Genomic DNA, 15,021 nt, shown 5'->3' with positions numbered 1-15,021 from the left:
AGGCAGCCTCGCGAGACCTCACCGCAGCGCCGGCACCTCCAGCGTCAGCGTGCCCGCGTCCGCGTCCAGGACGGCGGGCACGCCCAGCGGCACCGTCAGGTTCGTCGGGCCGTGTCCGAAGCCCAGCTCCTCGACGACCGGCACGCCGAGTCCGGCCAGCCGGTCGCGCAGGGTCGCGCGGACCGCTGCGTACGGGCCGCAGTCCTGCCAGGAGCCGAGTGCGACGCCCGCGACGCCGCCCAGCCATCCGGACCGCAGCAGCTGCGTGAGCGCGCGGTCCAGGCGGTACGGCTCCTCGCCGGTGTCCTCCAGGAGCAGCAGGCCGCCCCGCGCGGACGGCCGGGCCCCGGGCGTGCCGAGCTCGGCGGTGAGGAGGGTGAGGCAGCCGCCCAGCGTCACGCCGCGCGCCCGGCCCGGCACCAGCGGGCGGGCGGTGTCCAGCCCCAGGGTGCGTACGGAGTCGGGGTCGAAGAGCGTGGCGCGCAGCGACTCCTGGGTGCGGGCGTCCTCGAGGAAGGTGACGGCGGCGGCCATGGGGCCGTGCAGCGTGGCGAGGCCCCGTGCGGCGAACGCCTCGTGGAGCGCGGTCACATCGCTGTAGCCGACGAACACCTTGGGCCCGCCCGCGCGCATCGCCGCCCAGTCGACCAGGTCCACCATGCGCTGGGCGCCGTAACCGCCGCGCGCGCAGATCACCGCCGCGACGGACGGGTCGCACCAGGCCCGCGTCAGGTCGCGGGCGCGTGCGGCGTCGTCCCCCGCCAGGTAGCCCAGGTGCCGGTCGAGGACGTGAGGCGCCACCACCGGATCGAGGCCCCAGCCGCGCAGGACGTCCAGCCCCGCCCGGAGCCGCTCCTCGGCCACCGGACCGCTGGGCGCGACGATCGCGACGCGGTCCCCGGACCGCAGGCGGCGCGGCCGCTCCAACGCCCCTACCCGGTCCGTCACTTCCGCAGCTCCAGCAGCGGCACGTCGAAACGGGTGACGCCGAAGACCTGGACGTACAGCGCGAGTTCCGACTCCAGCGCCCGCGTCATCGTCTCGGCCCGCCGGAAACCGTGCCCCTCCCCCTCGAAGGCGACGTACGTGTGCGGTACGCCGCGCCCCGCCATCCGGGCCAGGAAACGTTCCGTCTGGGCGGGCGGGCAGACGACGTCGTCGAGCCCCTGGAGCAGCAGGAACGGCGCGGTGATCCGCTCGGCCAGCTCGATCGGCGCACGCTCGCGGTAGCGGCCGGGGACCTCGCCGGGCGGGCCGATCAGGGACTCCAGGTAGCGGGACTCGAAGTCGTGGGTCTCCTCGGCCCAGCCCTCCAGGTCCAGGACGGGGTAGAGGAGCGTGCCGCAGGCGTAGACGCGGGTGACGGCGAGCGAGACGGCGGCGGTCCAGCCGCCCGCGCTGCCGCCGCGGATCGCGAGGCGGGCCGGGTCGGCGGTGCCTTCGGCGGCGAGCGCCTCGGCGACGGCGGCGCAGTCCTCGACGTCCACGACGCCCCACTGCTCGCGCAGCCGCTCCCGGTAGGCGCGCCCGTAGCCGGTGGAGCCGCCGTAGTTGACCTCGGCGACGCCGATGCCGCGCGAGGTGAAGTAGGCGATCTCCAGGTCGAGGACGAGCGGCGCGTGGCCGGTGGGGCCGCCGTGCGCCCACACCACGAACGGCGGCAGCTCGTCGTCGGGTGCGCTGCGGTCGGGGTTGTGCGGCGGGTAGATGTGGGCGTGGATCTCACGGTTGTCGGGACCGGTGAAGGTGCGGATCTGCGGTTCGGGGTAGTACGCGGGGTCGACGGGGTCGTCGTGCGCGGAACCGATGACGCGTGCCCTGCCCGTGCCGGTGTCGAGTTCGACGACCTCGTACGCGCTGCGGGGGCTGGCCGCGACGCCGACGACGCGGCTGCCGTGGGCGGCGAGGGTGGGCGCCCACTCGGTCCAGGGCCCGGCGGCGTCGACGAGTTCGCCGGTCTCGGGGTCGAGTATGCCGAGGGCGGTGGCACCCCGGCCGTGGATGACGGCGACGAGGCCGTTGTCGAGCGGGTGGAACCACCGCATGCCCACCTTCCACAGCGGCCCGCCGAACTCCTCGGCGCGGCCGGGGCACAGCGCGGCCGGCGTGGACGAGCCGGGCCGCAGGCGGTACGGCTCCCACCAGCCGCGCCGGTCGGAGACGTACAGCAGCGACCCGTCGGCCGCCCAGTCGGCCTGGCAGACCGCCTCGCCGTCACCGCCCCCGGCCTGCCGCACGCCCGTGAAGGGGCCGTCCTCCCGGACCTCCCCGGTCATCAGGAGCGTGCCGTCCCACGGCATGTCCGGGTGGTCCCAGGCGATCCACGCGGCGCGGCGCCCGTCCGGTGAGAGGCGGGGCCCGGTGACGAACCGGTGCGTGCCGTCGGTCAGTTCGCGTACGGCGGCCCGGTCGTCGGCGGCCGAGCCGTCGAGCGGTACGGCGGCGATGACCCGCCGCACGTCCCCCGGCCCCTCGCCGGTGAACTCCTCCAGGACGCACCACACCTCGCCGCGCTCGGGGCGGACGACGGGGTCGGCCCAGCGCAGCCCGCCGCCGACCGGGGAGAGCGGAGTGAGGGGGCGCGGCGGGGCGTCGCCGTCGGGCTCGTACGCGTACAGCCGCTGGTCCGGAAAGTGGCTGAAGACGACCAGCGGTCCGGTCGCGCGCACCGTCCCGGCCCAGGGGCTGCCGCCGTACTCGATGACCCGGCTGCGGACGTTCCACGGGGCGGGCAGCACCGGCTCCTCGGTGCCGTCGGCGCGCCGGCGCACCAGGGTGCGCCGGCCGTCCTCGGTGGGCCGGGGCTCGGTCCACCACATCTCGTCGCCGACCACGCCGACGTACTCGGGACGGCCGTCGTGTGCGGCGGCGAGCGAGGCGCCGATGGGTGACGGCCAGGTTCCGTAAGCCCCCGTGGGTACCATCCGGGTGCTCCCCCTCACATGTTCTTGTGTCGCGCGGTCTTACGCGTTTACGCGGTCTGCAGGTAGCGGTCGAGGACGCGGATGCCGAAGTGGAGCGCCTCGATGGGGACGCGCTCGTCGACGCCGTGGAAGAGCGCCTGGTAGTCGAAGCCGATGGGCAGCCTCAGCGGGGAGAAGCCGTAGCCGGTGACGCCGAGGCGGGCGAAGTGCTTGGCGTCGGTGCCGCCGGACATGCAGAACGGCACGACGTGCGCGTCCGGGTCGAAGTGCAGCAGCGCGGCGCGCATCTTCTCGTACGTCGGCGAGTCGACCGGCGCCTGGAGGGCGATCTCCCGGTGCTGGAACTCCCACGTGACGTCCGGGCCGGTGAGCCGGTCCATGGTCGCGGCGAACTCGTCTTCGCCGCCGGGGACGAACCGCCCGTCGATGTGGGCGGTGGCGGTCCCCGGGATGACGTTCACCTTGTAACCGGCGTGCAGCATGGTCGGGTTGGCGCTGTTGCGGACGGTCGGCTCGACGAGGGCGGCGGCCCGGCCGAGCTTCGCCAGCAGCGCGTCCGCGTCGAAGTCGGGCGCGTCGACGTCGGCTTCGATGCCGTACAGGGCGGCGATCTCGGTGAGCGCGGCGCGCACGGTGGGGGTGAGCCGGACGGGCCACTGGTGTTCGCCGATGCGGGCGACGGCCGCCGCGATGCGGCTGACGGCGTTCTCCCGGTTGACCTTGGAGCCGTGGCCGGCCCGGCCCTCGGCGGTGAGCTTGACCCAGCCGGTGCCCCGCTCCCCCGCCCCGATGGGGTAGAGCGCGAGGTCGGGCCCGGCGTGGAAGGTGTAGGCGCCGGACTCGCCGATGCCCTCGGTGCAGCCCTCGAAGAGGTGCGCCTGGTGGCGGGCGAGGTAGCCCGCGCCGTCGATGGCGCTGGCCTCCTCGTCGGCGGTGAACGCGATGACGATGTCGCGCCGGGGCCGGATGCCGTGGCGCGCCCATTCGCGGACGACCGCCAGGATCATCGCGTCCATGTTCTTCATGTCGACGGCGCCCCGGCCCCACACCAGCCCGTCGCGGACCTCGCCGGAGAAGGGGTGCACGTCCCAGTCGTCGGCGTCGGCGGGGACGACGTCGAGGTGGCCGTGGACGAGGAGGGCGTCGGCGGACGGGTCGGTGCCCTCGATCCGCGCCACCACGTTGGTGCGGCCGGGCGTGCGCTCCAGCAGGACCGGTTCCAGGCCGGCCTCGGCGAGCTTCTCGGCGACGTACTCGGCGGCGGGCCGCTCCCGGCAGTCGCCGCTGCCGCGGTTGGTGGTGTCGATCCGGATGAGCTCGGAGGTGAAGGTCACGACCTCGTCGAGCGCCTCCGAATCGGTGTCGAAGGGCCCGTTCTCCGGGGTGCCCAGGGACGTCACGTCAGCCATACTGCTCCTCCACCGCGGCCGAGACGATCGTGGTGACCGCCTTGAAGGCGCGGATGCCCTCGTACATCGTCTCGCTGGTGTACGCCACCCGCCGCTCCCCGCTCACCGCCACGCCGGGTACGACGGTGGCGGCCGCCGCGAGGTGCTCGGCGTCGAACTCCAGCTCCACGGTGAACGGCCCGCCGCGCACCGGTTCGTACCGTACGGCGAGAGCGGTCGCCTCCTTGGCCGCGGCGCGGATGTCGGCGGCCGTACGGGTGGGGGTGCGGCACACCGCGGCGTACCGCGACACGTGGTCCTTGACGGCGACCTTGCGGGCCTCGGGCGCGTAGCCGAGCGCGTCGTCGCAGGTCAGGTCGTCGCCGGTGACGAGGATGACGGGTACGCCGTACTCGGCGACGACCTGCGCGTTGAGCAGGCCCTCGCTCGCGCGCACGCCGTTGAGCCAGACGCCGGTGATGGAGTTGGCGAGGTAGGTGTGGGCGAGGACGCCCTCGGTGCCGGCGCCCGTGTGGTAGCCGACGAAGGCGACGCCGTCGACGTCGCCGTGCTGGACGCCCTCCACCATGGACAGCGACTTGTGGCGGCCGGTGAGCATCTCGGCGCGCTCGTCGAGCCGTTCCAGCAGCAGGTTGCGCATGGTCCAGTGGGCTTCGTTGATCAGGACGCGCTCGGCGCCGCCGTCGAGGAAGCCGAGGACCGCGGCGTTCACGTCGGAGGTGAACAGGGCGCGGCAGCGCTCCCACTGGGGTGTGCCCGGCAGCACGTCGGCCGGCCAGGTGACGCCGGTGGCGCCCTCCATGTCGGCGCTGATGAGGATCTTCAAGCCCACTTGGCGTGCCACTCCGTTCCGTCGTGCGTTCCGTGCTGGTGCGTCGCGTGCGTTCCGTGCTCCGTGCGGGGAGAGGTCCGACCCTACCGACCGCCCCGGGCCCCGAAACAGACCCCGCGTACCGCATGTCACGCCCACCTCTGGGTACCCCGGGCGGCGGGAGAGCCGGACGGACGTGGGCTGGACGGGCTGTACGGAGGTGTGGGCCATGACGACGGCATCGCGGACCGCCCGTATCGACGCCGGTGACGCGCCCCTGGTCGGCGACCTGGCGCTCCCGGCGGACGCGCGGGCCGTGGTGGCCTTCGCCCACGGCAGCGGCAGCTCGCGGCACAGCCCCCGCAACCGGGCGGTCGCGGAGGCGCTCCGGGAGGCGGGGCTCGGCACCCTGCTCCTCGACCTGCTCACCCAGCAGGAGGAGCGTGTCGACATGGTCACCGCGGAGCTGCGCTTCGACATCGCGCTGCTAGGGCGGCGGATGACGGCGACGGTGGACTGGCTGGGTACGGAGCCGGACACGGCGGGGCTGCCGGTGGGGCTGTTCGGCGCGAGCACCGGGGCCGCGGCGGCGCTGGTGGCGGCCGCCGAGCGGCCGGACGGCGTCCGGGCCGTGGTGTCGCGGGGCGGGCGGCCGGATCTGGCGGGCGACGCGGTGCTGCCCGCCGTGCGCGCGCCGGTCCTGCTGGTGGTCGGCGGCGAGGACCACCAGGTGCTGCGGCTGAACGAGGAGGCCGCGGAGCGGCTGAGCGCCCCGTACCGCATCCATGTGGTGCCGGGTGCCACGCACCTCTTCGAGGAGCCGGGTGCCCTGGAGGAGGTCGCGGCGGCGGCGCGGGAGTGGTTCGGGCAGATGGCCGTGCCGGGCGGGGCGGGAGGGCAGTGAGCGAGGGAGGTGAGGGAGCCGTGCTCCTGCGGAACCGCACCGAGGCCGGGCGCGAACTCGCCGCCCGGCTCGCCGGCCGGCAGCGCGAGGGCCGGCTGACGGATCCGGTGGTGCTGGCCCTGCCCCGCGGTGGGGTGCCGGTCGCCGTCGAGATCGCGACGGCGCTGGGAGCGCCGCTGGACGTGCTCGTCGTCCGCAAGATCGGCGCGCCGTTCAATCCGGAGCTGGGCGTCGGCGCGGTGGCCGGGGACGGGCCGCCGCTGTACGACCAGCGGACGCTGGCCATGCTGGACCTCAGTGAGGACCGCCTCGGGCCGACGGTGGCGCGCGAACGGACCGAGCTCCGCCGGCGCGAGGACCTCTACCGGGGCGGCCGGCCGATGCCGGACGTCCACGGCCGCACGGTCGTCCTGGTCGACGACGGCCTGGCCACCGGCGTCACCGCCCGCGCGGCGCTCAGGTCCGCGCGCGGCCTGGAGCCGGCCGAGCTGATCATGGCCGTGCCGGTGTGCTCGCGCGAGGCGGCGGAGCTGGTGGGCGCGGAGGCCGACGACCTGGTCTGGCTGCACCAGCCGCGGCCGTTCTCGTCGGTGGGCCAGTGGTACCTGGACTTCGACCAGGTGGGCGACGACGAGGTGATCCGCATCCTGAGCGCGGCGCGCGAGCCGCGCGGGGATGCGGCGGGCGACGGGTCGGCGGACGATGGGGGACGTGTTGAGTGACATGAGGAGAGGCGCGGAGGCGCCCGTGGAAGCAGCCCGGCGGGCCCTGCTGTCGACCGGCACGCATCCGATGGACCCGGCCGAGGTGTCCGCGTGCGTGGGCACGGACGCGGCGGGCTGGGCGCGGTTCGCCGCCCACTGGGACGACCTGGCGCCGGACCCGTACGCGGCCGAGAGCGGCACGGTGCGGATGCGCCGGTACGGCACCTTCGCCCTGACGCGCGACGGGCGGCTGACCCCGCGGCCGCACGACGCGTTCGTCCAGCCGGAGGCCAGCAACCCGATGTACGTCGGCGTCGACCGGCACTTCGAGCCGCTGACCGACGCGTTCACCGCCGACCCCCTGCTGGCGTCCCTGATCCGGCTGCTCGGGCGGGTGGCGAGCTGTCTGGAGGACCGGGACGAGTGGCAGGTGAAGGTGCACCCCTTCCGGGTGCTCGCCTCCGCCGGACAGGACGGACAGCCCACCCCCGAGGGACGGCACCGCGACGGCGTCACGCTCGTCACCTCGCTGCTGATCGGCCGCGAGAACGCCACGGGCGGCGCCAGCTCGGTGTACGGCGCCGACGGCGAGCACCTCCTGACGACGACGCTCGACGAGCCGGGCAGCCTGCTGCTGGGCGACGACCGGCGCACCCTCCACGAGGTGTCCCCGATCCGCCCGCTCGCCCCGGAGCGGCCCGCGCGCCGCGACGTCCTGGTGACGACGCTGCTCCCGCCCGGCTGAGACCCCGCCTCACACGCCGGCGTCCGGGCACGTGTCGCGGACCAGGCCCTCCACCACCGCGCCCAGGCGCGGCTCGGCGGCCAGGCGGGCCCGCTGGCGCTCGGCACCGGACCCGCGCAGCTCCAGCCGCCGCAGGAAGGCCGCGACCTCGCCCTCGTCCTCGTACGCGCGCAGGGCGGGGCCCACGTGCTCGACCAGGCGCCGCGCCTGGACCGGCGTGGGCAGCACGCGCCCGGTCAGCGCGTCGACGCCGTGGCCGGACCAGCCGTCCCGCGCGGCGCGCCAGTACGCCGCGCGCAGCAGCTCGGCGCCGGCGCGGGGCCCCGGGTCGCCGGCCGCCACGCGCCGGGCGGCCGTCGCGACGAGCGCCCTGATCAGCGCCGTGAGCGCCACCGTGTCGTCCACGTCCGACAGGACGTCCATCGTGCGGACCTCGACCGTCGGCAGGCGCGGGTTGGGCCGTACGTCCCAGAACGGCATGCCGGGCTCCAGCATCGCCTCGCTGGCCGCCATGGCGGCGGCGATCCGCTCGTGATCGGCGAGCGAGTCGGCGTACGGCGGCGGGCCGAGGCACGGGAAGCGGCCGCGGATCACGGAGCGCCAGCTGGCGTAGCCGGTGTCCCGGCCCTGGTGGAAGGGCGAGTTGGCGCTCATCGCGACGAGCAGCGGCAGCCAGGGCCGCAGGTGGTTGCCGACGAGGACGGCCGTCTCGCGGTCGGGCAGGTGGACGTGGGCGTGGAAGGCGCAGACGGCGAAGTCGTCGTGCATCGCGCGGTACTGCCGTGCCCCCGCCCCGTAGCGCGGATGGCCGGCGATGTCGGCGCGCCCGCCGTCGCCGCCGATGACCGGCGTGCCGGAGGCGCACAGGCGCAGGCCCTCGGCCCGCGCGGCGGCGGCCAGGCCGGCGCGGACGGCGAGCAGCTGGGCGCGCAGCTCGTCCAGGCGGGTGCAGGGCGCGGTCTTCCCCTCGACCTGGTACTCCGTGAACTCCCCCGAGACGCTCTCCGCGAGCGGGGGCGGGACGCGCGCGACCACGCGCGTACCGGCCGCGGTCGCGCTGTGGTCGGCCGGGTCGACGAGGAAGAACTCCTCCTCCACCCCGACCGTGGGCGGCTCGCCGAAGTCCGGGCTGTTCACGGATTCAGCATCGCGCCCTTCGGCGGCGTTGTCGCCCCAGCCGGCCGCATCCGGCCTCGGGCCGGAGGACCCTCACCAGGGTGGCCGGCCGCCCGCAACGGACAACCGGTGCCCACGCGCGCGGAGAGTTCGGCCCGCAGGGTGGCGAGTTCGGCCATCCGCGCGTCGACGATCCCGATCTTCTCCTCGAAGAGCGCGGACAGCGCCTCCGCGGCGTCCGGCGCCGCGCGGAGCTCCTCGCCGGTCCTCGCGATCTCCGCCAGCGAGAATCCGAGGGTCTGTGCGGTGCGGACGTAGTGCAGCCACGCCACCGCCTCGGGCGGGAAGTCGCGATAGCCGTTGGCCAGGCGCCGGCCCTCGACGAGGCCGACCTTCTCGTAGAACCGGATCGTGTCCCTGGTCATCCCCGTCTGCGCGGCCAGCTCCCCGATGCGCATGCCCCTGCTCCCCCTTCGGACGATGAACTTGACCTTGGACCGTACTCCACTGTTTAGCGTGAGGCGTCCCTGACACCAGAGCAGCAGGAGTCCCGTCATGAGTCGTCTCGTCGACCCCGCAGGTCCGACCTATCTTCGTGTCGTACGCGCGAGTGCCTGGTACGACCTCGTCGTCACCGCCGGATTCGCCACACCGTGGACGTACACGCTGGTGCACGACGCCCTCTCCTCGCTGGGCGGCGCACTGGGCCTGGGCCTGCTGCCCGCACTCGACCCGTGGCAGACCCTCTACGCGAACCTGATGGGTTCGGTCGTGCTCGTCTGGGCCCTTCTGCGCCTCTTCCGGTCGCTGCCGGTGCACGGACTGTTCGACGGCGTCGCGCGCGTCCTGTTCTCCGCGTGGATGGCGTACGCGCTCGCCCACGGGGCCTCGCGGGTCTTGTGGCTGTTCCTCACCGTCGAGGTGGCCTGGGGAATCGTCCAGCTCGTCCCGTGGCGACGGAATGCCGCCTTCCATGTAGCCGCTCGGTGACGGCCCCTCGGGGAGCGGCCGCGCAGGGGCTACCGCGCGTGCTCGCCGACCCCGGCTTCCAGGCGGTCCAGGAGCTCCGTGCGGTGCAGGTCCGCTATCGGCGCGAGCAGGTCGGGGTGGCGCAGCAGCGCGGCGGCGCGCCGGTCGTGTTCGTCGGGCGTGACCAGGCGGCGGAAGTCGACGGGCGCCCCCGTCAGGCGGCCGCAGGCGGCCAGCGCGTCCATGGCGGTCGCGGCCAGCCCCGGGGTGCTGAGCAGGACCGCCGCCCAGCTGGCGACGACCTCGTCGACCCAGGTGCGCCAGGCATAGGTGTCGGCGTCGGCGTCGTCCGCGCCGGTGACCCAGTCGAGCCGGGCCGAGCCGCCCGGCCCGGCGATGGCGACGAGCGCCGCGTCCAGGTCGGTGGGGTAGCGCAGCCACGCCGCGACGGTCACGGCCTGCCGCGCCTGTACGCCGGCGAGGGCGGACTCCAGCGCGCCGCCGCCCGACGGGTAGGCGCGGGTCAGCCACTGCGCGGTCGCCGTGATGAGCGGGGTGAGGTGGTCTGCGGTCACGCCGGAACGCTATCGCCGCCATTCGCGGCGACAAATGGCGTGGCTCACGGGAAGTGCGTGGCCTGAACCACATCATGGGCATCCGGATTCCCGCACACCGCGCAGAGGAGTGAGGTCATGGGACACGGCGGAGACGTGATCGCGGAGCTGACCAGCGACCACGAGGAGGTGGAGGAACTGTTCAGCACCATCGAGGAACTGCCGTCCGGTGACGAACAGCGGAAGCAGTACGCGGACCAGGTCACCATGGAGCTGGTCCGGCACTCGGTGGCCGAGGAGGAGTACCTCTACCCGGCGGTGCGCGAGCACATCGACGGGGGTGACGCCCTCGCCGACAAGGAGCTCCGCGACCACGCCGCCGCCGAGCAGACCATGAAGGACCTGGAGGGCTGCGCGGCGGACGACCCCCGCTTCGACATGCTCATGAACAAGCTCATGACGGAGATCCGGGCGCACGTGGTGGACGAGGAGAACAACCTCTTCCCGCGGCTGCGGGACGCCTGCACCCCCGAGATGCTGAACGAGCTGGGCGACAAGATCCGCCAGGCGAAGAAGACCGCCCCGACGCGCCCGCACCCCTCGGCCCCGGACAAGCCTCCGGCCAACAAGCTCCTCGCCCCGGGCGCCGGGATGGTGGACCGCCTCCGCGACATGATGTCCGGCCGCGGCAAGAGCTGAGCCCCTCGTCTTCGCGCCCTGGGCCGCCCGGTGGACTTCCGGGCGGCCCTCAGCATGTTCCCCGGTAGGGGGCGTCGGGGACCAGGGCCGCCCATTCCGCGGGGGTGAGCGGGGTGGGGGCGCGGCGGCAGAGGGCCTTGACGACGGTCTCGGCGTCCAGGTCGTGCACGCGGGCCTGCGTGTGGGCTCCCGCGACGTGCAGCCTTCGGCCCGTCGGATCGAAGGCGAGGTCGAGGACGGCGTCACCCGGCCCGGGCAGCGCGGCGCCCACGGGCTGGTGGGACGGTACGTCCCAGAGCCGCACCGTCCCCGCTGTGTCTCCGACGGCGAGGGTGCGGCCGTCGGGCGAGAACGTCAGGGTGGTGACCGCCCCCGGGGCGCCGGCCGTGAGCGGGGCGAGGACGCCGAGACGCCGGTGCCCCGTGCCGTCCCACAGGGCGACGTGCCCCTCGCCCGTGCCCACGGCCAGCAGTGCGCCGTCGGGGCTGAACGCGAGGGGGTTGTCCCGCCCTCCTCGCCATGCCTGGTGCGACAGCGCGCCGCGCGGGAGCTCGACGACCGTCCCGGTTCCGGCGGCCAGCCTGTCGCCGGGCGGCCGGAGGGCGAGAGCCGAATGGCCCGTCTCCGCGTCCTCCCCGTCGGCGAGCTTCCTCCCTCGGGCCAGGTCCCACACTCCGTTCGGGGAGGCGGCGTACGCCGGCGGCTTCTTCGTCCGGCCGGGGTTGCCGGCCAGGAGCACGGCGATGAGCGGTCCCCGGCCGCCCGGCTCGGTGAGGGTGCCCTCGCCGCGGCGGTGGCGGACGCTCCAGAGCCTCGCGGGCTGGGCGCTGGTGTGCGTCGTACCGTACGTGAGCCATGTGCCGTCGGGGCTGAACGAGTTGAGGCGCGTCGTGTAGCCCTCGTCGACGCTCGGGTCGGCCGGCAGGGGCAGGCTCGGCAGGCTGACCGGTGGAGTCCCGCCCTCCAGGTCGCGCAGCCGGAAGCGTGCCGTCCCCGCCTGATGGCTTTCGGTCAGCAGCAGACGGGCGCCGGGCCCGAAGCGCGCGGACCGCAGAGGGGTGGCGTGCCAGGTCCGGGTGGTCAGGGCCAGGCCGGGGACGAGGGTGCGTACGGCCGCCTCCTGGCCGCCGTCGGAGGTCAGGTACCGCAGGGTTCCGCCGGAGGCGTCGATCGTGAGCGCCGTGGCCGCCTCACCGGCCAGGGGATAGCGGAAGACGGGCGGAGGGTCGGCCCCCGGCCCGATGGACACAAGGCTGGTGGGGGAGGCCGGGACGGGCGGAGTCAGGGCGTCCGTGCGCCACAGCAGCGCTTCGTCCTCGCCGAGCGCCGCCAGGTAGCGGGAGTCGGCGCTGAAGGAGAACTCGCGGAGGCCCGTTCGCAGGACGCGGGCCCGCAGCCGGCCCGTCGCGGGGTGGATCAGCCGGATGCCCTCGGGGTCGAGGAGGGCCAGGGCCCTGGCGTCGGGGGTGAAGCCCAGGGAGAGCTCTGCGCAGTCGGCCCGCATCGTGTGCGTCTTCGCGGGGGTGGCGGGGCGTCCCGGAGGGGCAAGGTTCCACAGTGTCAGGGCGCTGCCGACGCACACTGCGGCGGCACGGTCGTCGGGGCTGACGGCGACGCGCACGGAGGCCGTCGCGTCCACGGCGGGGGCCGGGAAGTGGTCGAGGACGCGGCGTCCGTCGCGTACGTCCCAGAGCTGCACGCCCGCGTCCAGCAGCAGGACGGCGAGGTGGTCGGAGCCCTCCCACGACGCGCGGAACGCGACCGGCCGCTCCGGTAGGTGGGCGAGGACCCGGCGGGTGCCCGTGGCGGTGTCCCAGGCGAGGATCTCGTCGTCCATCGGATCGGTGCCGAGGACATAGCGGCCGCTCGGACTGGGGGTGACCGAGTGGTTCGGTCCGGCGCCGGGCAGCGCGCGGGTGGCGGCCCGGCGCCGGGTGGAGACGTCCCACTCCTCCAGCCGGTCGCCCCGGTGCAGGCGCAGGGTGCGGCCGTCGGGGCTGAGGAAGATGTCCTTGGGGGTGGCCGCGCCGGAGGCCGGAGCGGTGAAGAGGTCGGTCTCGGGCTGGGTGGCCGCCCGCATCAGCGCGGCGTACGTCTCCGGGGTCCGGGCGATCCGCCACGCGGCGACGCTGAGCCGCACCGCCGTACGGGGGTCGCTGCGGCGCATGCTGTCGGCGAGGGCGGCGACGCGCCGGGCCGTGAGCTGGGCCTGCTGCTGCTCGCTGGTCCGGTTCTGCTGCCAGGCGACGACGCCCGCGACGAGGACGAGGACGACGAGCAGGGACACGCTCCCGGCCAGTCCGCGCAGGCGGCGGCGCTCCCGGGCCCGGCTGACGCGGCTGGTCTTCAGGAACTCCCGCTCCAGCGCCGTCAGCTCGCTCGTGCCGGGCCCGCCGAAGTGTGCCTCCGCCTCGTCCAGCCGCGCCCCGCGGTACAGCGCTCCGGCGTCGCGGCCCAGGTCGTCCCAGGCGACGGCCGCCTGGGTGAGGCGGCGCAGGATCCGCAGGCGGTGCCGGTCCTCCTCGATCCATGTCCGCAGGCGGGGCCATGCGGTGATCAGCGCCTCGTGCGCGAGCTGGACGGCGGTGCCGTCCAGGGTGATCAGCCGGGCGCGAGCCAGGCGTTCCAGTACCTCGTCCACCCCGTCGCCCCCGGACGTATCGGCCGTATCGGCCGTGCGTCCGGGGCCGTCCGTCCGCAGCTCCGCGCGGTCCGCGGGCCGGCGGGTGTCGGGGGTGCCGTCGCCCGGGGTGATCAGCCGGAGCAGGATCCTGCGCACCACGGCGCGCTGCCCGGCGGTCAGCCGCCCGTACAGGTCCTCCGCCGTCTTGGCGATCGCCCCGTGCACCCCGCCGGCCGCCTCGTACGCCCGTAAGGTCAGCACGCGCCCGGAGCGCCGGCGCCAGGTTTCCAGCAGGGCGTGCGACAGCAGGGGCAGGCCCCCCGGTTCGCCGGCGGTCTCGGACACCAACCGGGTGGTGAGGGCACGTTCCACGATCAGGCCGCGTACGGTCGCGGGTCTGACGATCGCCTCCCGCAGCTCCGCCGGGCTCATGGGCCCCACGGGCAGGGCGGCGTCCTTCAGGACGGACACGAGTTCCGGGTACTCCAGGCACCTGCCGTAGAAGTCGGCGCGCACGCCCAGCACCACGCGCAGCCGGCTGCCCGGTTCCCGGGCGGCGAGGAGACGGCGGAGGAACTCGGCTCGTTCGGCGGGATCCGTGCAGAGGGTGAAGACCTCCTCGAACTGGTCCACCAGCAGGAAGGTGTCCCCCGCGCCGGCGGCCGGCTCCAGCGCGTCGGTGTGCGTGCGCGCCGGACGGTCGCCCGGGGTGAGGATGCGCAGGGCGGCAGGGCGGTCCTCCGGCAGGTCGGCCTGGCGCAGACGGGGTATCAGACCGGCGCGCAGGAGGGAGGACTTGCCGCTGCCGGAGGGGCCGAGCACCGCTGTGCACCGGTGCGTGCGCAGCAGCTCCATCAGCCCGTCGACCAGTTCCTCGCGCCCGAAGAACACGTCGCTGTCGGCCGGTTCGAACCGGGTCAGCCCCCGGTACGGCGGTTCCTCGCCGTCGTCCTCGGCGCGGGACGACGCGGCCGCGTCCTCCGCCGCCGCGCGCCACCGCTTCTCCCACCGCGCCGCGTCACCGCCGCAGGCGGCCACGTACGCCAGCGTCACGGCGAGGGTGGGCAGCTTCTCGCCCGAGGCGGCCTGGGACAGGGCCGGAGCGGAGTAGGTCGTTCGCTGCGCCATCGCCCGGTAGGTCGGCCCGCCCGCTGCCGCGCGCAACGCCCGCAGCTCCGCGGCGAACCGCTCCACCGGCCCCGCGTTCGGGTCCAGCGGCTTCTCCCGACGCCCCACGTCCGCCCCCTCGGCCCCCGGTGCCGGGCCGCGCCGCCGTCCTGTGGGAAGCGGCCAGGCCCAAGATCGACCGCCACCGTACGAAGGTGCGCGGAGCGGTGACAAGGCCCGTTTCCGGCCGCCCCGGCTCGACCACCCCCTGTCCGACAGCCGTCCCGGAATTGAAAAGCCCCAGGTGAGGGGGTGCTTAACAAAAACCGCCCCGACAAGATCGGTCGAGCCGGAGGACGGGGCGCGGCAGCGTCCGCCCGTCGTCCGACGGCATGCGGTACCCGGAGCGCGGTCGCGTGCCTCCGGTACTACGACACCTCTTGCATGGAAAGGGAT

13 protein-coding genes are annotated in these 15,021 nt (G+C 74.9%); 5 read left to right on the top strand and 8 right to left on the bottom strand.

The window, feature by feature from the left end:
- Nucleotides 1-18: 18 nt before the first annotated feature.
- Genes AC07FJ_RS05190 through AC07FJ_RS05175 form a run of 4 tightly spaced genes read right to left on the bottom strand, consistent with a single transcriptional unit; the run spans nt 19 to nt 5,159 of the window.
- Entirely contained in the window at nt 19-948 is a 930-nt protein-coding gene (locus AC07FJ_RS05190; protein ID WP_479045434.1) for a S66 peptidase family protein, read from the bottom strand.
- Nucleotides 945-2,924, bottom strand: a complete 1,980-nt coding sequence (locus tag AC07FJ_RS05185; protein WP_479045431.1) for a S9 family peptidase — start codon at nt 2,922-2,924, stop codon at nt 945-947. The genes AC07FJ_RS05190 and AC07FJ_RS05185 overlap by 4 nt, the downstream gene beginning before the upstream one ends.
- 47 nt (nt 2,925-2,971) lie before the next feature.
- Nucleotides 2,972-4,333 carry a M20/M25/M40 family metallo-hydrolase gene (locus AC07FJ_RS05180; protein ID WP_479045429.1) on the bottom strand — a complete coding sequence of 454 codons (1,362 nt, stop codon included), beginning with the start codon at nt 4,331-4,333 and terminating at the stop codon, nt 2,972-2,974.
- Entirely contained in the window at nt 4,326-5,159 is an 834-nt protein-coding gene (locus AC07FJ_RS05175; protein WP_479046887.1) for a M55 family metallopeptidase, read from the bottom strand. The genes AC07FJ_RS05180 and AC07FJ_RS05175 overlap by 8 nt, the downstream gene beginning before the upstream one ends.
- A gap of 214 nt (nt 5,160-5,373) precedes the next feature.
- Between AC07FJ_RS05175 and AC07FJ_RS05170 the strand changes: the two genes are divergently transcribed.
- The 3 genes from AC07FJ_RS05170 to AC07FJ_RS05160 are packed head-to-tail and all read left to right on the top strand — an operon-like array spanning nt 5,374 to nt 7,497.
- Entirely contained in the window at nt 5,374-6,048 is a 675-nt protein-coding gene (locus AC07FJ_RS05170) for a dienelactone hydrolase family protein (protein ID WP_479045428.1), read from the top strand.
- A gap of 20 nt (nt 6,049-6,068) precedes the next feature.
- Complete coding sequence (locus AC07FJ_RS05165) at nt 6,069-6,770, top strand: phosphoribosyltransferase (RefSeq protein ID WP_479045425.1); 702 nt, start codon at nt 6,069-6,071, stop codon at nt 6,768-6,770.
- A gap of 25 nt (nt 6,771-6,795) precedes the next feature.
- Nucleotides 6,796-7,497, top strand: coding sequence for a 2OG-Fe dioxygenase family protein (locus AC07FJ_RS05160; RefSeq protein WP_479045424.1), 702 nt, complete (start codon nt 6,796-6,798; stop codon nt 7,495-7,497).
- 9 nt (nt 7,498-7,506) lie between these two features.
- Here the strand turns inward: AC07FJ_RS05160 and AC07FJ_RS05155 are convergent, their stop codons facing one another.
- A complete protein-coding gene (locus tag AC07FJ_RS05155) occupies nt 7,507-8,634 on the bottom strand; it encodes a carboxylate-amine ligase (RefSeq protein ID WP_479045421.1) in 1,128 nt (375 codons plus the stop codon).
- Nucleotides 8,631-9,071 carry a MerR family transcriptional regulator gene (locus tag AC07FJ_RS05150; protein ID WP_479045419.1) on the bottom strand — a complete coding sequence of 147 codons (441 nt, stop codon included), beginning with the start codon at nt 9,069-9,071 and terminating at the stop codon, nt 8,631-8,633. The genes AC07FJ_RS05155 and AC07FJ_RS05150 overlap by 4 nt, the downstream gene beginning before the upstream one ends.
- Nucleotides 9,072-9,168: 97 nt before the next feature.
- Between AC07FJ_RS05150 and AC07FJ_RS05145 the strand changes: the two genes are divergently transcribed.
- Nucleotides 9,169-9,603 carry a hypothetical protein gene (locus tag AC07FJ_RS05145; RefSeq protein WP_479045416.1) on the top strand — a complete coding sequence of 145 codons (435 nt, stop codon included), beginning with the start codon at nt 9,169-9,171 and terminating at the stop codon, nt 9,601-9,603.
- 29 nt (nt 9,604-9,632) lie between these two features.
- Here AC07FJ_RS05145 and AC07FJ_RS05140 read toward each other — a convergent pair whose 3' ends face one another.
- Nucleotides 9,633-10,157 (bottom strand): hypothetical protein, encoded by a 525-nt coding sequence (locus AC07FJ_RS05140; protein WP_479045414.1) that lies wholly within the window; start codon nt 10,155-10,157, stop codon nt 9,633-9,635.
- A 117-nt stretch (nt 10,158-10,274) separates the two neighbouring features.
- Between AC07FJ_RS05140 and AC07FJ_RS05135 the strand changes: the two genes are divergently transcribed.
- The gene (locus AC07FJ_RS05135; RefSeq protein ID WP_479045411.1) at nt 10,275-10,835 is read left to right on the top strand and encodes a hemerythrin domain-containing protein; all 561 of its coding nucleotides are present in this window, start codon (nt 10,275-10,277) and stop codon (nt 10,833-10,835) included.
- 49 nt (nt 10,836-10,884) lie between these two features.
- On the opposite strand, the gene AC07FJ_RS05130 is transcribed toward AC07FJ_RS05135, so the two are convergent.
- On the bottom strand, nt 10,885-14,694 hold the full coding sequence (locus tag AC07FJ_RS05130; RefSeq protein WP_479045408.1) for a WD40 repeat domain-containing protein: 3,810 nt from the start codon (nt 14,692-14,694) through the stop codon (nt 10,885-10,887).
- Nucleotides 14,695-15,021 lie beyond the last annotated feature (327 nt).

It is taken from the genome of Streptomyces sp. NPDC045998, assembly GCF_056430285.1.
The sequence above is the reverse complement of the archived record's forward strand: the minus strand, read 5'-3'. Positions and strand labels throughout refer to the sequence as shown.

What these genes read in the sequence shown, in the direction of transcription:
- AC07FJ_RS05185 (WP_479045431.1), bottom strand. Translation starts at nt 2,924, where the DNA reads ATGGTACCCACGGGGGCTTACGGAACCTGGCCGTCACCCATCGGCGCC.
- AC07FJ_RS05180 (WP_479045429.1), bottom strand. Translation starts at nt 4,333, where the DNA reads ATGGCTGACGTGACGTCCCTGGGCACCCCGGAGAACGGGCCCTTCGAC.
- AC07FJ_RS05170 (WP_479045428.1), top strand. Translation starts at nt 5,374, where the DNA reads ATGACGACGGCATCGCGGACCGCCCGTATCGACGCCGGTGACGCGCCC.
- AC07FJ_RS05150 (WP_479045419.1), bottom strand. Translation starts at nt 9,071, where the DNA reads ATGCGCATCGGGGAGCTGGCCGCGCAGACGGGGATGACCAGGGACACG.
- AC07FJ_RS05145 (WP_479045416.1), top strand. Translation starts at nt 9,169, where the DNA reads ATGAGTCGTCTCGTCGACCCCGCAGGTCCGACCTATCTTCGTGTCGTA.
- AC07FJ_RS05135 (WP_479045411.1), top strand. Translation starts at nt 10,275, where the DNA reads ATGGGACACGGCGGAGACGTGATCGCGGAGCTGACCAGCGACCACGAG.